The 20,360-nt window shown below is 70.8% G+C and carries 15 protein-coding genes; 5 read left to right on the forward strand and 10 right to left on the reverse strand.

Translation table 11 applies throughout. The annotated features are described in order from the left end of the window. The first annotated feature begins 84 nt into the window (after positions 1 to 84). The 5 genes from ACFPA8_RS18640 to ACFPA8_RS18660 all read left to right on the forward strand — a co-directional run bounded on the left by ACFPA8_RS18640 (position 85) and on the right by ACFPA8_RS18660 (position 7,518). On the forward strand, positions 85 to 1,785 hold the full coding sequence (locus ACFPA8_RS18640; RefSeq protein ID WP_386449914.1) for a thiamine pyrophosphate-binding protein: 1,701 nt from the start codon (positions 85 to 87) through the stop codon (positions 1,783 to 1,785). Between the two features lie 49 nt (positions 1,786 to 1,834). Then, positions 1,835 to 3,067, forward strand: a complete 1,233-nt coding sequence (frc, locus tag ACFPA8_RS18645; RefSeq protein WP_386450450.1) for a formyl-CoA transferase — start codon at positions 1,835 to 1,837, stop codon at positions 3,065 to 3,067. Between the two features lie 3 nt (positions 3,068 to 3,070). Then, entirely contained in the window at positions 3,071 to 5,224 is a 2,154-nt protein-coding gene (locus tag ACFPA8_RS18650) for an acetate--CoA ligase family protein (RefSeq protein ID WP_386449916.1), read from the forward strand. A 201-nt stretch (positions 5,225 to 5,425) separates the two neighbouring features. Beyond that, positions 5,426 to 6,814: an OFA family MFS transporter gene (locus ACFPA8_RS18655; RefSeq protein WP_386449918.1), complete on the forward strand. Its 1,389-nt coding sequence runs from the start codon at positions 5,426 to 5,428 to the stop codon at positions 6,812 to 6,814. A gap of 395 nt (positions 6,815 to 7,209) precedes the next feature. Beyond that, on the forward strand, positions 7,210 to 7,518 hold the full coding sequence (locus tag ACFPA8_RS18660; protein WP_386449920.1) for a hypothetical protein: 309 nt from the start codon (positions 7,210 to 7,212) through the stop codon (positions 7,516 to 7,518). A 133-nt stretch (positions 7,519 to 7,651) separates the two neighbouring features. On the opposite strand, the gene ACFPA8_RS18665 is transcribed toward ACFPA8_RS18660, so the two are convergent. The 10 genes from ACFPA8_RS18665 to ACFPA8_RS18710 form a co-directional block, all read right to left on the reverse strand. Continuing rightward, a complete protein-coding gene (locus tag ACFPA8_RS18665) occupies positions 7,652 to 8,680 on the reverse strand; it encodes a sugar phosphate isomerase/epimerase family protein (protein ID WP_386449922.1) in 1,029 nt (342 codons plus the stop codon). After that, entirely contained in the window at positions 8,677 to 10,062 is a 1,386-nt protein-coding gene (locus tag ACFPA8_RS18670; protein ID WP_386449924.1) for an alkaline phosphatase family protein, read from the reverse strand. Before ACFPA8_RS18670 ends, ACFPA8_RS18665 begins: the two co-directional genes overlap by 4 nt. Then, positions 10,062 to 11,240, reverse strand: coding sequence for a metabolite traffic protein EboE (gene eboE, locus ACFPA8_RS18675; protein ID WP_386449926.1), 1,179 nt, complete (start codon positions 11,238 to 11,240; stop codon positions 10,062 to 10,064). The genes ACFPA8_RS18670 and eboE overlap by 1 nt, the downstream gene beginning before the upstream one ends. Positions 11,241 to 11,255: 15 nt before the next feature. After that, positions 11,256 to 12,119, reverse strand: a complete 864-nt coding sequence (locus ACFPA8_RS18680; RefSeq protein ID WP_386449928.1) for a TatD family hydrolase — start codon at positions 12,117 to 12,119, stop codon at positions 11,256 to 11,258. After that, positions 12,119 to 12,859 carry an EboA domain-containing protein gene (locus ACFPA8_RS18685; RefSeq protein WP_386449930.1) on the reverse strand — a complete coding sequence of 247 codons (741 nt, stop codon included), beginning with the start codon at positions 12,857 to 12,859 and terminating at the stop codon, positions 12,119 to 12,121. Before ACFPA8_RS18685 ends, ACFPA8_RS18680 begins: the two co-directional genes overlap by 1 nt. Further along, a complete protein-coding gene (locus ACFPA8_RS18690) occupies positions 12,853 to 13,761 on the reverse strand; it encodes a sugar phosphate isomerase/epimerase family protein (RefSeq protein WP_386449932.1) in 909 nt (302 codons plus the stop codon). Before ACFPA8_RS18690 ends, ACFPA8_RS18685 begins: the two co-directional genes overlap by 7 nt. Continuing rightward, positions 13,758 to 14,648: an SCO3242 family prenyltransferase gene (locus ACFPA8_RS18695; protein WP_386449934.1), complete on the reverse strand. Its 891-nt coding sequence runs from the start codon at positions 14,646 to 14,648 to the stop codon at positions 13,758 to 13,760. Before ACFPA8_RS18695 ends, ACFPA8_RS18690 begins: the two co-directional genes overlap by 4 nt. Next, positions 14,645 to 15,796: an inositol-3-phosphate synthase gene (locus tag ACFPA8_RS18700; RefSeq protein ID WP_386449936.1), complete on the reverse strand. Its 1,152-nt coding sequence runs from the start codon at positions 15,794 to 15,796 to the stop codon at positions 14,645 to 14,647. Before ACFPA8_RS18700 ends, ACFPA8_RS18695 begins: the two co-directional genes overlap by 4 nt. 214 nt (positions 15,797 to 16,010) lie before the next feature. Then, positions 16,011 to 17,462 carry a ThuA domain-containing protein gene (locus ACFPA8_RS18705; protein WP_386449938.1) on the reverse strand — a complete coding sequence of 484 codons (1,452 nt, stop codon included), beginning with the start codon at positions 17,460 to 17,462 and terminating at the stop codon, positions 16,011 to 16,013. Between the two features lie 14 nt (positions 17,463 to 17,476). Beyond that, positions 17,477 to 19,993 (reverse strand): PQQ-dependent sugar dehydrogenase, encoded by a 2,517-nt coding sequence (locus tag ACFPA8_RS18710; RefSeq protein ID WP_386449939.1) that lies wholly within the window; start codon positions 19,991 to 19,993, stop codon positions 17,477 to 17,479. Between the last annotated feature and the right edge of the window lie 367 nt (positions 19,994 to 20,360).

Below are 20,360 nucleotides of genomic sequence, written 5' to 3' on the forward strand. Positions count from 1 at the left end.
ATAACAAGGTTCATACAGTATTCGTCGACTGTATGCAATCTGCTCTGACCGTGCTCCACACCCGACGAAGGGACTCGATACGCCATGCCCGACGACAGCCAGGACAGCCGGGAAAGCCAGGAACTGATATCCGGCGGACACCTGGTCGCCAAGGCACTCAAGGCGGAGGGCGTGGAGGTCATCTACACGCTCTGCGGCGGCCACATCATCGACATCTACGACGGCTGCGTCGACGAAGGGATCGACGTCGTCGACGTACGCCACGAACAGGTAGCGGCGCACGCCGCGGACGGCTACGCCCGGCTCACCGGCAAACCCGGCTGCGCCGTCGTCACCGCGGGACCGGGCACGACCGACGCCGTCACCGGCGTCGCCAACGCGTTCCGCGCGGAGTCGCCCATGCTGCTCATCGGCGGCCAGGGAGCCCACACGCAGCACAAGATGGGCTCACTGCAGGACCTCCCGCACGTCGACATGATGGGGCCGATCACCAAGTTCGCCTCCACCGTGCCCGACACGGCCCGCGCCGCGGACATGGTCTCGATGGCCTTCCGCGAGTGCTACCACGGCGCACCGGGACCCTCCTTCCTGGAGATCCCGCGCGACGTGCTCGACGCGAAGGTCCCCGTCGAGAAGGCGAGGGTGCCCAAGGCCGGCAACTACCGTGCCTCCACACGCCAGTCCGGCGACCCGGAGTCCGTCCAGAAGCTCGCCGACCTGCTGGTGCAGGCCGAGCGTCCCGCGATCCTGCTCGGCAGCCAGACCTGGACGTGCCGTGCGACGGACGCCGCGACGGAGCTCGTGCGGACGCTGAACGTACCCGCGTACATGAACGGCGCGGGCCGCGGCACCCTGCCGCCCGGCGACCCGCACCACTTCCAGCTCTCGCGGCGCTACGCCTTCTCCAACGCCGACCTCATCGTCATCGTCGGCACGCCCTTCGACTTCCGGATGGGCTACGGGAAGCGCCTCTCCCCCGACGCGACCGTCGTGCAGATCGACCTCGACTACCGCACCGTGGGCAAGAACCGCGACATCGACCTCGGCATCGTCGGCTCCGCCGACCTGGTGCTCTCGGCCGTCACGCAGGCCGCTTCCGGGCGCGTCAACGGCGGCGCCGAGAAGCGGAAGGCGTGGCTGGAGGAGCTCCGCAGCGCCGAGCAGACCGCGCTGGAGAAGCGGCTGCCGCAGCTGCGTTCGGACGCCTCTCCCATCCACCCGTACCGGCTGGTCAGCGAGATCAACGACTTCCTCACCGAGGACTCGCTCTACATCGGGGACGGCGGCGACATCGTCACGTTCTCCGGCCAGGTGGTGCAGCCCAAGGCGCCCGGCAACTGGATGGACCCGGGACCGCTGGGGACGCTCGGCGTCGGCGTGCCGTTCGTGCTGGCCGCCAAGCAGGCCCGTCCGGACAAGGAGGTCGTCGCGCTCTTCGGCGACGGCGCGTTCTCCCTGACCGGCTGGGACTTCGAGACGCTCGTCCGCTACGACCTGCCCTTCGTGGGCATCGTCGGCAACAACTCCTCGATGAACCAGATCCGTTACGGCCAGAAGGCCAAGTACGGAGAGGCACGGGAGCGCGTCGGCAACACCCTCGGCGACGTGCCCTACGACCAGTTCGCGCGGATGCTCGGCGGCCACGGCGAAGAGGTCCGTGAACCCTCCGAGATCAGGCCCGCGTTGGAGCGGGCCCGCGCATCCGGCAAGCCGTCCCTGGTCAACGTGTGGATCGACCCGGACGCGTACGCCCCCGGAACCATGAACCAGACGATGTACAAGTGAGGTGACTGCTGTGACCGACGTGACGGATACGACCGGCGGCACGACGACAGTGACCGAGAAGGCACTCGACGGAATTCGCGTCCTGGACATGACCCATGTCCAGTCGGGCCCCTCCGCGACGCAGCTCCTCGCCTGGCTCGGTGCGGACGTGATCAAGCTGGAGGCGACCTCCGGGGACATCACCCGCAAACAGCTGCGGGACCTCCCCGACGTGGACTCCCTCTACTTCACGATGCTCAACTGCAACAAGCGCAGCATCACCCTCAACACCAAGTCCGACCGCGGCAAGGAGCTGCTGACGGAACTGATCCGCCGCAGCGACGTCCTGGTGGAGAACTTCGGCCCCGGAGCGGTGGACCGGATGGGCTTCACCTGGGACCGCATCAAGCAGATCAACCCGAAGCTGATCTACGCGTCCATCAAGGGCTTCGGCGAAGGCCCGTACACCAGCTTCAAGGCGTACGAGGTCGTCGCGCAGGCCATGGGCGGGTCGATGTCGACGACCGGCTTCGAGGAGGGCCCACCGCTGGCGACCGGGGCGCAGATCGGTGACTCGGGCACCGGCGTGCACACCGTCGCCGCGATCCTCGCCGCGCTGCTCCAGCGTGAGCGCTCCGGACGCGGTCAGCGCGTCAACGTGGCCATGCAGCACTCGGTGCTCAACCTGTGCCGGGTGAAGCTGCGGGACCAGCAGCGGCTGGCGCACGGCCCGCTCGGGGAGTACCCGAACGAGGACTTCGGCGACGAGGTGCCGCGTTCGGGCAACGCCTCCGGCGGCGGCCAGCCCGGCTGGGCGGTCAAGTGCGCGCCGGGCGGTCCCAACGACTACGTCTACGTGATCGTGCAGCCCGTGGGCTGGGAGCCGCTGACGAAGCTCATCGGCCGTCCCGAACTCGCGGACGACCCGGACTGGAACACGCCCGAGGCGCGGCTGCCGAAGCTCAACAAGATGTTCCAGCTCATCGAGGAGTGGTCCTCCACGATGCCCAAATGGGAGGTGCTGGGCGCGCTGAACGCCCACAACATCCCCTGCGGGCCGATCCTTTCGACGAAGGAGATCGTCGAGGACGAGTCCCTGGCCGCCAACGGGATGATCGTCGAGGTCGATCACCCCGAGCGCGGTTCCTTCACCACCGTCGGCTCCCCGATGAAGCTCTCCGACTCCCCCGTGGAGATCACCTCCTCGCCGCTGCTGGGCGAGCACAACGAGGAGGTCTACATAGGCGAGCTGGGCCTCGGCGAGGAAGAACTGGCGCTGCTCAAGACGAACGGAGTGATCTGACCGATGGCGCAGCACAACGACAGCGCCGGCACGCCGGACAAGGACGCGGTACGGGCGGTGCTGGACGCCGCCCGCGCCGAGGGACGCACGGCGCTGACCGCCCCCGAGGGCAAGCGGGTGGCCGACGCGTACGGCATCCCGGTACCGGACGAGGGCCTCGCCGAATCCGCCGACGAGGCGGTCCAGTTGGCGGACAGGCTCGGCTTCCCCGTCGTGATGAAGATCGTCTCGCCGGACATCCTGCACAAGACCGATGCCGGCGGTGTACGCGTGGGCGTCTCCTCCTCCGCGGAGGTGCGCAGCGCGTACCGCGAGATCGTCGGCAACGCCCGCAAGTACGACGCCGAGGCGAACGTACTGGGCGTACAGGTGCAGCAGATGGCCAAGCCGGGCCAGGAGGTGCTGGTGGGCACCGTCACCGACCCCACCTTCGGCAAGGTCGTCGCCTTCGGCCTGGGCGGCGTGCTGGTGGAGGTCCTCAAGGACGTCACCTTCCGGCTCGCTCCGGCCACGACGGAGGACGCCATGTCGATGCTGGACGGCATCGGGGCGGCGGAGATCCTCAAGGGCGTACGCGGTGGCGACCCGGTCGACCGTGACGCGCTGGCGCGGGTGATCGTGTCGGTCTCACAGCTCACGCACGACTTCCCGGAGCTGGCCGAGGTCGACCTCAACCCGGTCTTCGCGTCGCCGGACGGCGCGACGGCCGCCGACATCCGCATCCTGCTCACCGAAGGTGAGCCCGTGGAGCGCCGCCGCTACACGCCGGAGGAGATCCGCGTCTCGATGAAGCGGCTGATGCAGCCGAACTCGGTCGCGGTGATCGGTGCCTCCAACGAGCAGGGCAAGATCGGCAACTCGGTCATGCGCAACCTCGTCGACGGCGGCTTCCCCGGGGAGATCCACCCGGTGAACCCCAAGGCCGACGAGATCCTGGGGCGCAAGGCGTACAAGTCGGTCGCCGACATCCCGGGCGAGGTGGACGTGGCGGTCTTCGCCGTACCGGCGAAGTTCGTGCCGGACACGCTGGAGGCGGTCGGCGCGAAGGGCATCCCGAACGCCGTCCTCATCCCCTCGGGTTTCGCCGAGACCGGTGAGGTGGAGCTCCAGGACAAGATCGTGGCCATCGGCGAGAAGCACGGCGTGCGTCTCCTCGGCCCGAACATCTACGGCTACTACTCGACGTGGCAGGACCTGTGTGCCACGTTCTGCACGCCGTACGACGTCAAGGGCGGTGTGGCGCTCACCTCCCAGTCGGGCGGCATCGGCATGGCCATCCTCGGCTTCGCCCGCAGCACCAACACCGGTGTCTCGGCGATCGTCGGACTCGGCAACAAGTCCGACCTCGACGAGGACGACCTGCTCACCTACTTCGCGGACGACCCGAACACCGAGTGCATCGCGATGCACCTGGAGGACCTCAAGGACGGGCGGGCGTTCGTGGACGCGGCGCGGCAGACCGTGCCGAAGAAGCCCGTCGTCGTGCTCAAGGCGGGCCGCACCAGCGCGGGCGCCAAGGCCGCCGGTTCGCACACGGGCGCGCTGGCGGGCGACGACGCCGTCTACGACGACGTCCTGAGGCAGGCCGGCGTCATCCGGGCGCCCGGCCTGAACGAGATGCTGGAGTACGCGCGGGCGCTGCCCGTGCTGCCCACCCCGAAGGGCGACAACACCGTCATCATCACCGGCGCGGGCGGTTCGGGCGTACTGCTCTCGGACGCCATCGTCGACAACGGAATGTCTCTCATGGAGATTCCGCCGGACCTGGACGAGGCGTTCCGCGCCTTCATCCCGCCGTTCGGCGCCGCGGGCAATCCGGTGGACATCACCGGGGGCGAGCCGCCTTCCACGTACGAGGCCACGATCCGGCTCGGCCTGGAGGACCCGCGTATCCACTCATTGGTTCTCGGCTACTGGCACACGATCGTCACTCCGCCCATGGTCTTCGCGGAGCTGACGGCCCGGGTCGTCGCCGAGGCACGGGAGAAGGGAATCGAAAAACCCGTGGTGGCCTCCCTTGCTGGCGACGTGGAGGTCGAGGAAGCATGCGCGTACCTCTTCGAGCGAGGAGTGGTCGCGTACCCGTACACGACAGAGAAGCCCGTGGCCGTACTGGGAGCCAAGTACCAGTGGGCGCGGGCGGCCGGGCTCCTGTAGGGCCCGTGCTGCGGCGCTGGTCCGCGGTGGTGGGGAGCTGCTCCCCGCCGCCGCGGCAGGGCCCGGGGCCGGTCAGGCGGACTCCGCAATCCGCCCGGCCGCTCTCCGCACGCACCTGACGCGGCACCGCGACATCGCACCAAGCAAGAGATCCGGACAGGGGGCGCTGGCCAGACTCTCTCCACGCAAGGGGTGCAGAACATGACAACAACAGAAGCACCAACGGCCCTCCCCTACAGGGAGGTGACCGACAAGAACGGTCGGACCTACCGGATAGGCGAGACCGACATCGACATCATGGGACGCCATCGCCGCTGGATGGTCATCCTGCCGTGGGTCGGCATGATGGGCATCTCCTCGGCGGAGTACGCGTTCGCTTCCGCCGAGTCGACGCTCCATACCGCGCACGGCTGGAACAGTGCACACATCTTCTGGATGATGGGCATCTGGGTCCTCTTCCAGGGAGGCGTGGCCTTCCCCGTCGGCAAGCTGCGTGAGAACGGACGGTTCCCCGCACGGCAGGCGATGATGTGGGGCGCGCTGGGCACGTTCATCGGCTATCTCGCGCTCGCGTACTCGCCGAACGTCGTCCTCGCCTACATCGGCTTCAGTGTCTTCAGCGGCATGGGCGCCGGAGCGGTGTACGCGACCTGCGTGAACATGGTCGGAAAGTGGTATCCGGAGCGCCGGGGCGGCAAGACCGGCTTCGTCAACGGCGGTTTCGCCTACGGCTCGGTGCCGTTCGTGTTCATCTTCACCGGCTTCATGGACGTCAGCAACTTCCGCTGGGTCCTGATCAGTGTCGGTGTGTTCCTGGCAGCGGTGGTCGCCTTCGCCGGCTCGTTCTTCAAGGACCCGCCGAAGAACTGGTGGCCCGAGCACGTCGACCCGCTGAAGGAGCCGGACGACCCGCGCGCACGCCGCGCACTGCAGAAGAACCCGCCGGCGGTCAAGCAGTACTCCGCCAAGGAGGCGTTCCAGACGGGACGGGTGCCGCTGATGTGGTTCTGTCTGCTGTGCACGTCCGGTGTGAACATCTTCGGCATCGCCTTCCAGGTGCCCTTCGGCGACGACATGGGTTTCGCGGGCGGCATCGTCGCCACCGCCATGTCGCTGAAGGCCATCGTCAACGGCACCGGCCGGGGCGTGATCGGCTGGCTCTCCGACCGCTACGGCCGCAAGCAGTGCCTGCTCTTCGTCTGTCTCGTCCTGGGGCTCTCGCAGTTCGGCATCCTGCTGTCCGGTGAGGCCGGGTCGATGCCGCTGTTCCTGCTCTGCTCGATGATCTCCGGCTTCGGCGGAGGCGCGATCTTCCCGATGTTCGCGGCGCTGACCGCCGACTACTTCGGTGAGAACAACAACGCCACCAACTACGGGATGGTCTACAGCTCCAAGCTGCTGTCCGGCATCGCGGGCGCGGGTCTGGGATCGATGGTCGTCAGCGCGTGGGGCTACGGCGGCGCCTTCTGGCTCGCCGGCGGTACGTCGCTCCTCGCGGGCGTCGTCGCGCTCTTCCTGCACCAGCCGGGACGTCCGCGCAAGTCCTCGATCAAGCCCAATCCCCAGCCCATCAGCAGGGAAGTGATCTGAAGGGACGAGAGAGCTGACAGCTGCCGGGCCACCCGCTCCCCAGAGTGGCCCGGCAGTCGTCTGTCCGCACCCCTCCGGCTCCGCGCCGGAGGGGTGCGGGCATGTTCCGCGCCGGAGGGTGCGGGCATGCCGGCTCCGTCCCTTCCGGCTCTCCTGTACATGCCCGGCGCCTGCCGATAGCCTGGAACGTTCTCCACTTCCGTGCAGAACGTGTGCTCAACTGCCGTGCACCGGACGCCGGTCGGCGTCGTCGCCCGGGGTGCGCACACCGGGAGGCACCCGCGCACGACGGGTGCCGCAGACGAGGAGGAAGAGGGTGTCGCCCGTGAAATTCCGAACCTGGCCGCCCGCCCGGAGAGTCCGGGAGCCCGGGCGGCGGTTCCGGAAGGAACACGATGTCCCGTACGGACAAGACGAAACCGTTGCGGGTGCGCCACGCGGAGCACGACCCACGGCCGGTCCACGACCACCGCTTCGGCGCATGCGATCTGCCTCCTGACCCGCTGACGCAGGACGCGGAGACGCGCTGCCGCTGGGAGGGCCCCGCCGCCCACCTGTTCTCGGGCGCCAACTGCTGTGCGGGGTGCAAGGTGCGCTCCCACATCAGGGAGAGGCAGGAGTGGAAGAAGGCGGGCAACCGCAGGGAACGCTACGCGGGCCGGCGCGAAGCTCGCCGCTCCGCCGCCGAGGAGGACAGCGACTGACGCCTGTCCGGTGGCAGGGTACGACGGGGCGGGGAGCGGCGGTTCGGCCGGTCCCCGCCCTGCCGTCGGGGCAGCGGGCGGTCCCGCCCGCCCCTGATCCGAAGGGCGGGAGGGGCCGGAACGTACCCGAGCACTAGCCTCTGGGCTTCCTCAGTGAGCGCAGATGGGCGGCGGACCGGCGGGCCGTCCTGAAGGAGTCGGCCGGATTGTCGTGCTCCACCTGCCAGTTGTGCTTGCGGCCCCCGCGTGCGCGGGTGACCTTCGCGATGAACCGCTGGTAGTCGATGTCCCCGTCGCCGACGTCCACCATGCGGTAGCCGTCCTCGGCGGTCTCGTCGTGTTCACCGTCCTTGACGTGGAAGAGGGGGTAGCGCTCCGGCTGCGCCAGCACGTAGTCGACGGGCTCGAAGGGTGCCGGGGTCCCGTCGGGGCGGACGCTGAAGCGGTACTGGCCCGCGTACGCCCAGTAGATGTCCATCTCCAGATACACGAGATCCGGGTCGGTCTCCGCGAGGAGCACGTCGTAGAGGCGTACGTCCGGACGGTCCTCGGCGAAGCCGAACTCCATCTGGTGGTTGTGCTGGTAGAACTTCAGGCCGCGCTTCCTGGCCGCGGCGCCGTAGGTGTTGAAGTCCTCCGCGGCGCGCTTCCACGCGTCGACGGTCCTGCCGTAGCGGTCCGGGCCGGCGGCGGTGCCCACGTGCGGCAGGCCCAGGGCGGCGGCGTCGTCGAGCACCCTCTCCAGCTGGGTGTCGAAGGTGTAGTCGTCGGGGTCGGCGGAGTGGTAGCCGACGTGGCTTCCGATGCCGCGCAGCCCGTTCTCCCGCAGCAGCCTGCGCAGTCGGGCCAGCGAGATGTCCCCGGTGCCCTGGGTGTAGCCGGCGAACTCGACCTGTTCGTAGCTGTGGCGGGACAGCTCCTCGAAGACGGCGGCGAAGCCGAGGGAGGCGACCTTGTCGCGGAGCGTGTAGAGCTGGATGCCGAGGCGGCCCTCGGGCAGCAGGGGGCCGCAGTGCTCAGCACCCGTGGCCGCCGGCGTGGCGGCCTGCGCGGTGCCCGCACCGGCGCCGACGAGGGAGGCGGCGGCACCTGCGGCGACGCCCAGGAAGCCCCGGCGGCGCAGGCGGTGTGTGAGTTCGGGGTCGGGGGATGTGCGTCTCATGTCGGCTCTCCCAGAGCGAGGTTGACGAGCAGGGTTTTGATCTCGGTTGCGGCGAGCGGGCCTTCGGCGGTGCCGGGGCGCGAGCAGATGAACACCGGTCCCTCGTCGGTGCTTTCGGGGAGCCGGCCGTGACTGCCGCGTACCGGTGAGGGGTCGAGCGGTACGACCGCCATGCGGTAGCGCAGGCCGGTCTTCTTCCGTGCGAGCGCGGTCGCGGCGCGCAGCCGCACGTACGGGTCGCGGGGGTCCATGAACAGTTCGGCCGGGTCGTAGCCCGGTTTGCGGTGGATCTCGACCAGCCGGGCGAAGTCCGGCGCACGGGCGTCGTCGAGCCAGTAGTAGTAGGTGAACCAGGCGTCGGGTCCGGCGACGGCGACGAGTTCGCCCGAGCGCGGATGGTCCAGGTCGTGGGCCTTCTTGCCGCGTTCGTCGAGGAGCCGGTCGATGCCCTCAAGCCCTTCGAGGGCGTCGCGGACGGCCGGCAGATCGGCGGGGTCGCGTACGTAGACGTGTGCGATCTGGTGGTCGACGACGGCGAAGGCACGGGACGTGGTGGGGTCCAGGTACTCCATGCCGTCCTGGGTGTGCACCTCCAGCAGCCCCGCCCGGCGCAGGGCGCGGTTGATGTCGACGGGTCGCTCCACACGGGTGATGCCGTACTCGGAGAGCACGACGACGGTACGGCCCTCGGCCCGGGCCTCGGCCAGCAACGGGGCGAGTACGGCGTCGAGTTCGGCCGCGGCTCCGTGTGAGCGGGGGTCGTCGGGCCCGTATCGCTGAAGGGCGTAGTCGAGGTGGGGGACGTAGGTGAGGGCGAGATCCGGGCGGCGGGTGCGCAGCAGGTGCCGCGTGGCGTCGACGATCCACTCGGAGGACACGATGCCGGCGCCGGGGCCCCAGAACTGGAAGAGGGGGAACGTGCCCAGAGCTCCGGTGAGTTCGCCGTGCAGCTCCGGGGGGCGGGTGTAGCAGTCGGGTTCCTTGCGGCCGTCCGCGTAGTAGACGGGGCGGGGGGTGACGGTCCAGTCGGTGCCGGCTCCCATGGCGTACCACCAGCAGACGTTGGCGACGGTGTAGCCGGGGTGCCGGGCGCGGGCGGCGTCCCAGAGCTTCTCGCCGCCGACGAGCGCGTTGTGCTGGCGCCACAGCAGCACCTCGCCCAGCTCGCGGAAGTACCAGCCGTTGCCGACGATGCCGTGCTCGGCGGGGGTGAGGCCCGTGAGGAACGTGGACTGGGCCGCGCACGTGACGGCGGGCAGCACGGTACCGAGCGGCACGTACGTGCCTTCGCCGGCGAGGGCGGTCAACGCCGGCATGTGGCTGAGGAGTCGGGGCGTGAGGCCGACGACGTCGAGGACGAGCAGCGGCTGCGGCTCCTGCATCACGGCAGCTCCTTGAGGCCGAGGTCGATGAGCATTTCGCGGGCGACGTCCAGTTCCGCGGCGATGCCGTCGGCCAACTGGGCGCGGGTTCGCGGACGTTGTCCTTCGGGTAGGGCCTGCCAGGTGTATGTCTCCACCTCGAGGTGGCGCGTCAGCGGTACGGGCCCGCCGACGAGCCGGCCCAGGGCCGCGCGCAGCACGTCGAGCGTCGCGCTCAGCGGTGCCGGGGGCGGTGCGTGCAGGGGCATGTGGAAGTGGGACCGCCAGGGGACGCCGAGGGGCAGGGCTCCGGGCCGGAGTGCCGCACCGAGGTCGTCCGCCGTGAGTACGCCCGCGTCCGTGCGGGCGCGGGTCTGGTGCAGGAAGCGGGGTTCGGCGAAGTCGGACAGCGCCTCCAACGTGCCTGTCCCGCCGGGGTGTTCGGCGTGCAGCGCGGCGGACAGCTGGCTCTTGACGACGGGTATGTGCGCGGCGGTGAGGGCGGCGAGTGCCCCCTCGGGTTCCTCGAACTGCGTCGCCAGGTGGCAGGTGTCGACGCACACCCCGATCCGGTGCGCGGGCGGCGCGCCGGGGCCGGTGAGCGCTTCGACGGCGTCTGCCGTGGTCTCGACCGTGCACCCCGGCTCGGGTTCGAGTCCGACGCGGATGCTGCGGCCCGTCAGCTCCTCCAGCGCGTCGAGCCGTCCGGCGAGGGTGCCGAGCGCGTCGAGGGCCGTGCGGCGGCGGTCGGAGGTGAAGCCCGTGCGCCACGCCAGCGGCAGGGTGGAGACGGTGCCTTCGACCGCGTCCTCGGGCAGCAGCGCCGTCAGCAGCCGCGCCAGGTCGGTGGTGTGCTCCAGCCTCGCCGGTTCGGTCCAGTCGGGCCTGTAGACGCGGTACTTGACGTGCTGGTCGCCGAAGCCCCGGTAGGGGAAGCCGTTGAGGGTGACCACCTCGAGGCCGCGCCTGTCGAGTTCGCCCCGCAGCGAACGCAGGGCCGCGGGGTCGGCGGTGAGCGCACGGGCCGCGTCCCGGGCGAGCCACAGGCCGATGCCGAGCCGGTCGCGGTGGAGCCTGCGGCGCACGGGCTCCGCGTGCTCACGCAACTGGCTGCGCACGCCGTCGAGGTCTTCGGCGGCGTGGACGTTGGTGCAGTAGGCGAGGTGGACGGTCGAACCGTCGGGGTGGCGGAAACGCACGATGCCCTGCCTCCCTCATTCTCCGCCGCGCAGGATGGAGTTGCCCTCGTGGGTGGTGGGCGGTGCCCCGGACTCCGGTGCGGCGAGGTCGAGTTCGAGCCGGCCGCTCTGCCCGTAGAAGGCCACGGGGTTGCGCCACAGCACCTGGTCGGTCTCGTCGTCGGTGAAGCCCGCGTCGAGCATGGCGTCGCCGACGGCCCTGGTCTTCAGCGGGTCGCTGCGGCCCCAGTCGGCGGCGGAGTTGACCAGTACGCGAGCCGTGCCGTGCAGGCGCAGCAGCCGTACCATGCGGTGCTCGTCCATCTTGGTGTCGGGGTAGATCGAGAAGCCGAGCCAGCAGCCCGAGTCGGCGGCTTCGTCGACGGTGGCCTCGTTGAGGTGGTCCAGTACGACACGTTCGGGCGGCAGCCCCGATTCGCGCAGTACGTCGAGGGTGCGGGTGAGGCCCGCGGCCTTGTCCCGGTGCGGTGTGTGGACGAGGGCGGGAAGGCCGTGATCGGCCGCGAGTTGGAGCTGGGCGGCGAGAGCGGCGTCCTCGGCGGGCGTCATCGAGTCGTAGCCGATCTCGCCCACCGCCACGACGCCGTCCTTGGCCAGGTAGCGGGGCAGCTCCTCCAGTACGGGCAGACAGCGCGGGTCGCCGGCCTCCTTCGGGTTGAGCGCGATCGTGCAGTGGTGCGCGATGCCGTGCTGGGCCGCGCGGAAGGGTTCCCAGCCCAGCAGGGAGTCGAAGTAGTCGTAGAAGGAGCCGGGGGAGGTGCGCGGCTGGCCCAGCCAGAACGACGGCTCCACCACGGCGCGTACACCCGCTTCGTACATGGCGGCGTAGTCGTCGGTGGTCCGTGAAGTCATGTGGATGTGCGGGTCGAAGATGCGCATCAGAACTCCTCGGGCGGGTCCTCGGGCGGGTGCGGAGCGGCGCCGGACGGGGCGTCGCCTCTGACGCCGGACGGTGGTTCTGCCGGTGCTTCGGACGGTGCTTCGGCCAGGGCCAGGACGAGGTGCAGGTCTCCGGGTACGGAGCGCCCCGCGGCGGTGCGTTCGTGTGCGAAGTCGCGGAGCATGCGGGCCAGGTCGGCGTCACCGCGGGCACGGTCGCCCAGTCCGGCGACGGCGGCGAGCGGTACGCCCGTGAACAGGCACTTCAGTACGGCGTGCCGCCAGCCGTGCGGGTCGAGGTGTGCCGCGGCGTACGGGCCGACGGCGGCGGCGACGAGGCCGGTGTCGTTGGCGCGCAGCGCGTCCTCCACGAGGCGGACGCACTCGTCTGCGCCTCCCGCGGGCAGATGGGGCAACGCGCATAGCACGGCGGTCCGTTCGGCAGTGGTGCCCTGCTGGTAGAGGCGGGTGAGCGTCGGGGTGTCCGCGCGGGCGGCGTGCAGCAGCAGCACGCGGACGTCGCAGGCGGCCCTGCGTCCGCAGTGCCGCCCGGCCGCGGCGAAGTGCCCTTCCCACGCGGCGGGTCCGGCGTCCGCGTCCCTCGGCGCCGCGGAGGCGGCCGCGTCGGCCAGCGCCCGGCCGAGCCAGGCGAGGGCGGCGTCGTCGAGCCGCGTCTCCACGCGTGCCCGGATCTCCGCGGGCGACAAGGGGTCACGGCCCTGTTCGGCGGGGCTCAGCATGGGGCGGCTCCCTCGTCGGGGCGGAACGCGCCGCCGGGCTGCGTACGGGCGGTCCGTTCCGCCTCCTTCAGGAAGCGCAGCGACTGGCAGGCGCGGTCGGGCCCGGCGTGGGAGTCGCGCGGAAGCTCCACGGTCACCAGCCCGGCGTAGCCGCTCGCGTGGAGTGCCGCGAGCACCGGCGGCACGTCCAGTTCCCCTTCGCCGAAAGGCAGATGCTCGTGCACGCCGCGCCGCATGTCCTCGATCTGCACGTGCCGCAGCCAGGGTGCGGCCGACCGTACGCAGTCCGGCGGAGAGGCGTCCTCCAGGCAGAGGCAGTGCCCGATGTCCAGGGTCAGTCCGAGACCGTCGGGCTCGCCGAGGGTCGCGCGCAGCCGGTGGAAGGCACCCAAGTCGCCCAGGAGATGGCCGGGTTCGGGTTCGACCGCGAGCGGCACGCCGGTGGCCTGGGCGGCGCTGAGCAGGGCGCTGACCCCGTCCGCGAAGCGTGGCCAGGCGGTGTGCGGATCGGCGCCCCCGGGCAGCACCCCGCTGAAGAAGTGCGTGGCGTGCGCGCCCAGATCGGCTGCGACGCGTACGGCCTTCAGCAGCATCTCCAGGCGTGCGCCGCGGGCTTCGGGATCCGGGTCGAGCAGGGTGGGACCGTGCTTCCGCCGGGGGTCGAGCACGTAGCGGGCACCGGTCTCGACGGTGACGGTGAGTCCGTACCGGTCGAGTGCCCTCGCCACGGCGGCCGTCCGCTGCGGAAGGTCCCGGGCGAGCGGGTCCAGGTGCATGTGGTCGAGGGTGAGGCCCACCCCGTCGTATCCGAGGTCGGCGAGCAGCCCCAGAGCGTCCCCGAGCCGCAGGTCGGCGAGGCCGTTGGTGCCGTATGCGTAGCGCAGCTGCGCGGAGCCGGTCATGTGGGGCTGACCTTCCGTGAGAGCCGCCGCGCCAGCGGCAGCAGCGCCAGCAGCGCTGCGGCGGAGCCGGGGCGGGCGGCGCGGGCGGCGAGCGCCGCCTGGAGCGGAATGGTGGCCCGTATGCCGCCGCCGACGGCGCGCTGCAGAAGCTGCGGCGAGGGGTTCAGTGCGGCGTGGGCGAGGGGCCGGGCTGCCGCGGCGGCGTAGGCGGCGGCGAAGACGGCCGGGATGCGGCCCGTCCGCCCCGTCGCGCAGGCGACGGCGGTCGTCGCTCCGAGTGCCGCCAGCGGCACGGTGGTCGGAGCGCCGAGCGTCTCGTGGCGCGACACGGCCGTGACGGCGAAGGTGTGCGCGCCGAGCAGGCCCGCGCTGCTCGCGACAGTCCCGGCACACCGCCCCGCGCCCGCTCCCCGGGCGTTGCCTGCTGTGGCCGCCGCGCCCAGCACCAGGTCGAGAGCGCGGGCGGCGGCCATTCCCGCCGGGCCGAACGCGGTGTGCTTGAGCCGCAGGTCGTACGCCCACACCGTGCCCGCGAGCGCCGTCGCCGTCAGCAGCGCCGGGCGGCCCGCCGCCGCCGCGAGCCGCAGACCGGCGGCCGTCAGCACCACGGAGGCGGTCAGCGCGGCGGCCGGAGCGATCCTCCCGGAGGGCAGGGGCCTGCCGGGACGTTCGACGGCGTCGATCTCCCGGTCGGAGTAGTCGTTGAGGGCCATGCCCGCCTCGTACAGGCACAGGGACGCCCCCGCGGCGAGCAGCGTCCCCCGGTTGGGACGGTGTCCGGAGGCCGCCGCGCCTGCGAGCGCGTCGCCCGGCACGCTGGCGGTGGCCGAGACGCGCAGGAGCCGTGCCCAGTCGGCTGCGCGGCCGAACGGCCGCGTACCCCTCATGCGCACGCCCGCAGGCGGCCGGCGAGTCCGAGCAGCGCACGCCACTGCTCGGGCAGCGCGCTCGGACCGCTGTCGGGGTCCTTGAAGTAGAAGCCGAGCCCGTCGACGGGGCCGCTCATGCCGGCCTGGTGGGCGCCGGCGAGGAGGCGGGCGAGGTCGAGCACGAGCGGGGCGGCCAGCGCCGAGTCGCAGCCCTGCCAGATCGTCTGGAGCACCATGCGGGAGCCGAGGAAGCCGTCGAAGGCGACGTGGTCCCAGGCGGTCTTCCAGTCGCCCAGCGCCGGAACATCGTCGATGTGCAGCTCCCCTTCGGGGAGTTCGCCGAGGCTGTCGGCCAGGACGCGTTCCTTGCCGGCGTTTTTCGCGGCGGCCGCTCCGGGGTCGGCGAGGGCGGCGCCGTCGCCTCCGCCGAGGAGGTTGGTGCCCGACCAGGCGCGTACGGGCAGCGCTCGCTGCGCGAACATCGGGGCCAGCACGGAACGCAGCAGCGTCTGCCCGGTCTTGCCGTCCCGGCCGGCGTGGGGCAGGCCCGAGGCGTGTGCCTCGTCGGCGAGCGCCGGATGGTGAAGCCCGGTGGACGGCGTGAAGTTGACGTACGGGCACCCCGCCCGCAGGGCGGCGGCCGCGTAGCGGGAGCTGGGCGGCAGCGCCGGGTCGCCCGCGGCCGGGGGGCCTTCGGTGGAGGCGACGTTGACGACGACGGTACGGACGAGGCCGTTGTCGCGGGTGAAGGCGGCGATGTCGGCGGCGAGGGAGGCGATGAGTTCGTCCTCCTCGCGGGGGTCTGCGGCGGCAGCCGGCACGCCGGGACGTATGCAGGCGTCCGCCGCGGTCAGTTCGGCGCGTACGGCCGCGGGCAGCCCGTGCGGGAGCACGCCCGCCGCGACGAGCTGTTCGGCGCGCTTCGGCAGCGGGCACGACGCCGTGTCGTGGCCACCGAAGACGAGACGCTCCAGCGGCGGCAGGCCGCAGCCGGTGAAGGGGGCGGTCTCGGTGACCATGCCGGTGGGCGGGTGCATGCCGGCCGCCACGGCCGCGCAGCCGGCGGTCACGGTGGTGGCGACGGAGCCGCGGGCGCCGACGAGCCAGACACCGGTGCGGGCGCCGTCCGGGGCCGGGGGCTGCTGGATGGGTCGCTCTGTGGTCACGGCCTGCCTCCGTGGTGAGGGGGTGAGGGGGTGAGGGGGTGAGGGGGCAACGTTGTCGGGGGGCGGCGGGGAGGAGTCGGCGTTCTCCTCACCCGCCGCCTGCCCGGTGTCCCCGGCCCCCCTCGGGCCGCTGGACACCGGGCGGGCGAACCGCTGGCTGCGGCTCGTCATCCGGCGTGCGCCGGACGGTTGTCACGTTCAGGGGACCCCTGCGTCAGGAACCCGTACCGCCGCCTCCTCTCCCGCCGGGTGCCGCGGGCGCCAGTTCCCTCAACCGCACGTCGCGGAAGGCCACTTCGTCCTCGTCGCCGTGGTTCTGCAGGCCGATGTGGCCGTCCGTGAGGCTGCGGACGGGGTCGGTGTTGGTGAAGTCGTTGATCCGGACGCCGTTGAGCCAGACCTGGAGACGTTCACCCTCGACACGGATCTCATAGGTGTTCCACTCCCCCGGCGGGTTGAGTGCGCGGTCGCGCGCTTCGAGGTCCGCCGACTGGAAGCCGTAGACGGAGCCGGTCGTCTTCTCCGGCACGTCGCTGGCGTCGATCTGGATCTCGTAGCCCTGGTCGACCGCCGTCCACGGATCGTCGGAGGCGGGAAAGCCGACGAAGACCCCGGAGTTGTCGTCCCCGGACATTCGCCAGTCGAACTTCAGCGAGTAGCTGCTGAGTTGCTCGGTCCCGTACCACAGCAGGCCCATGCCGCCGACCGTGGTGAGCGTGCCGTCCTCGGCCTGCTCGAAGTGGCCGGGGCCGGCCTGCTTCCAGCCCTCCAGTCCCGTACCGCTGTCGTAGACCGGGGTGTAGCCGTTCTCGGGACGGCAGTCGGCCTGTGCCGCTCCCGACGCCCAGCGGATTCCGCCGAGCAGGTGCGTACGGAAGGCCTCGTCCGCGTAGGACTCCTTGGTGTGCCCGTTGCCCGTGTAGAAGGACCTGCCGCCCTCGTACTCACGGCACCAGGCGATGGGGTGGTCCTCCCCCATGTTCCCGCCGAGGTACGAGCTTTCGTCGAGCGCGGCGAGGACACGGACGTTCTCCCGCGGGCTGGAGCGGTAGTTGTACCACTCGTCCGTGCGGTTCCACTCCTCGCCCAGATGCGAAGTCGCCGGGTGCGCACGGTCCTCGACCTCGACGGTGGCGGGCTGGATCAGCGGATGGGAGTCGAACCAGGCTCCCACCAGCCCGCCGTACCACGGCCAGTCGTACTCGGTGTCGGCCGCGGCGTGCACTCCGGCGTATCCGCCTCCTTTCTCGATGTAGTCCTCGAATGCCGCCTGTTGCGGGTCGTCGAGCACGTCACCGGTCGTCGAGAGGAAGACCACCGCGTCGTACGCGGCGAGCTTCTCCGGTGTGAAGACGGCGGCGTCCTCCGTCGCGTCGACGGTGAAGCCGTTCTCCGCGCCCAGTTCCCGGATGGCGGCGATGCCGTCGGGGATGGAGTCGTGCCGGAATCCCGCCGTCTTGGAGAAGACCAGGACGTGTTCACCGTCGCGGGGGTGGTCGGGCGGTGTCGCGGCGGAGCCCGGCGCGGCGGCGGAGAGAGTCAGCAGCACCGCCGACGCCGCCGCGATGAGCACCGACCTGCCTGCGCGGCGGGCGCGTTGAACCGGCCTCCGCACGAGCGACCGGCTCTGCGGCTTTCCTGATGTCGTATCAGGCGTACGTCTCATCCGCTCTCCCCCTCTCATTCCGTCTTCACCGTGAAGCTGTCCACATCGAAGAGGTCGCCGAGACCGCCGGTGAAGACCAGGTACAGCTCACCGGTGCCCTCCGGAGCGTTCTCGATCGGTGTGGTCACCTCGCTCCAGCCGTCGCCGGCCGTCACGTCGGCCTTGCCCAGCAGGGTGCCGTCCGGTGCTCCCGCACGTACCTCGACGGCACCGCCGCCGAGACCGCCTGCCTTGACGCGTGCCGACAACTCCGTGACGTCCGCGGTGACATAGGGCTTGAAGGCGACCCACTGGCCGTTGTCCACCCCGGTCACCGCCTTGCCGCCCTCTGCGCCCTCGGCATCCGCGACCGTGATTCCGTCGGCCGAGTCGGTGAAGTGCTCGGCCTGCCGGTGCTCGGGTTGCAGGATGCTCTGCGCATGGCCGGTCAGCGGGTCCTGTCCGCCGCCGCCGTTGTCGGTGTACTCGGCGTCGAAGACGCCGAAGATGTCGGCGTTCGGGTCGTGTTCGCCGTCCGCCGGGGTCTTCAGCGTGCCCGAGCAGCCCTTGGCCGAGGTGATCGGGTGGCCGTGGCTGTCATGGCCGAGGATGTAACTGACCTCCACCTTGGAGCAGTCGATCTCCCCGTCCTCCGGGTCGGTCACCTTCACCTCGAAGGGCACCTCGTCCCCGAACGCGAACGGTCGGCCGTCGGCGGGCAGTTGCATCTCCACCTTCGGAGCGGTGTTGCCGACCGTCACGATCACGCTCGCGTTGCCGCTGCGCCCGCCGGGGTCGGAGACGGTGACCGTAGCCGAGTACGTGCCGTTCTCGGTGTACGTGTGCGTGGGGTTGGCCTCGTCCGACTTCGCTCCGTCGCCGAAGTCCCAGCTGTAGCTCAGCTCGTCGCCGTCCGCGTCACTGCTTCCCTCGGAGGAGAAGGCCACCTCCAGCGGAGTCTGTCCGCTGGTCTTGTCGGACTTCGCCTCGGCGACGGGGCTGTGGCCGTCGGTGGCGTTCTCGATGCGGTAGACGGCGGAGTTCTCGTCCCCGTTGAAGTAGCCGGTGCCGTAGTCGAGTACGTAGAGCGCGCCGTCCGGCCCGAACTCCATGTCCATCACCTGGGTCCCGCTCCAGGGGAAGGAGTTGATCGACGTCACGCCGCCGTTCTCGTCCTGGTCGACGCGCTTGATCCAGCGGCGGCCGAACTCCCCGGCGAAGAAGTCGCCGTCGTACTCCTGGGGGAACTTCACGTCGGAGTCGAGGTCTTCGTCGTAGCGGTAGACCGGGCCGCCCATCGGCGACTCGGAGCCGTCGCCGAACTCCGGTACGGACGCGCCGTCGTAAGGAATCCACGCCGCCTGCGCCGGGGGCAGATCGGTGAGGCCCGTGTTGTGCGGCGAGTCGTTCTTCGGTGCCGCGCAGTCGAACTTCTCCCCCGACTCCTCGCTGCCGAAGTCGTAGTCCGTGTAGGCGTCGTTGTCGCCGGTGCAGTACGGCCAGCCGTAGTTGCCTGCCTCGGTGACGCGGGCGAACTCGACCTGCCCCGCGGGCCCGCGAGCCGGATCGGCCGCGCCAGCGTCGGGGCCGTAGTCCCCGACGTAGACGGTGCCGGTGGGCTTGTCGACCGTCATGCGGAACGGGTTGCGGAAGCCCATCGCGTAGATCTCCGGACGGGTCTTCTCCGTGCCCGGCTCGAAGAGGTTGCCCTCGGGGATGTCGTAGGAGCCGTCCGCCTTGACCTTGATGCGCAGGATCTTGCCGCGCAGGTCGTCGGTGTTGCCGGAGCTGCGCTGCGCGTCGAACGCCGGGTTGCGGTCGGCCCGTTCGTCGATCGGCGTGAAGCCGTCCGACTGGAACGGGTTGGTGTCGTCGCCGGTGGACAGCAGCAGGTTGCCGTCCGCGTCGAAGGCGATGTCACCACCGACGTGGCAGCACAGTCCGCGGTCGGCGGCGACCTCGAGAATCGTCTTCTCGGAGTCCATGTCGAGGGTGCCGTCTTCCGAAAGCACGAAGCGGGAGAGGCGGTTGACGCCCTCGAAGGGTTTCCAGTCGTCGGGGTTGCCCGTCTCGGGGGCGTCACCCTCGGGGGTGTTCATGGGCGGCGCGTAGTAGAGGTAGACGAAACGGTTCTCCGTGAAGTCCGGGTCCACGCCGACGCCTTGGAGACCTTCCTCGTCGTGACTGTAGACGGGAAGCTCACCGGCGACCTTCGTGGCGCCGCCCGCGTCGGTCAGACGCAGGGTGCCCTCGCGGGCGGTGTGCAGCACGCCGCCGTCGGGCAGCACGGCGAGCGTCATGGGTTCGCCGGTCTCGGCGACTCCCTTGGCGAGAGTCACCTGCTGGAAGTCGGCCGCGGCGGGCTGGGAGCCGTCGTCGGGGGCTGCGGCCTGGCTCGGGGGTGCGCCGCCGAGACTGAGGGCGCCCCCGAGGAGCAGCGCCGAGACGAGTACGGCGGTACGGGAACGGATCGCGGCGCGCAGCCGGCGCCGTCGGGCGTATCTGGTCGATGCGGAAGGTGACTTGGCTGGAGAGCGGGTGATCCTGTGCACGCGACTCCTCCTGAGAGGGAGAAACGGTGGTTGACGCAGGTGTCGTTGACCGTCGTGTTCGCACAGGCGCGCGCCGTCGCGCCGACTTGATCGCCGGTGTGGGGCCCGGGATCACCGGATTGCGGGAGGTACGAGTTGCGACGTACCGGTCGGGCGGAGATCGAGGGGGAAAACGGCTCATGTCCGGTACACCACAAGGACGTTAGCCATCTTCGTCCCATTCGGGAACCCCTTTGGCAGAGGTCAAGTTGGCTTCTTCCACTATGTGGACAAAGTGTGAGCGTGAGTGCGTGCGGCGAGAGCCGCCCTGAGCCGCCGCGCATCCGGACAGAGGGCCCGCCCGGCATCAAGGGTGATCCCTACCCGC

It is taken from the genome of Streptomyces ovatisporus (genome assembly GCF_042653885.1).
GTDB classification, from domain to species: domain Bacteria; phylum Actinomycetota; class Actinomycetes; order Streptomycetales; family Streptomycetaceae; genus Streptomyces; species Streptomyces ovatisporus.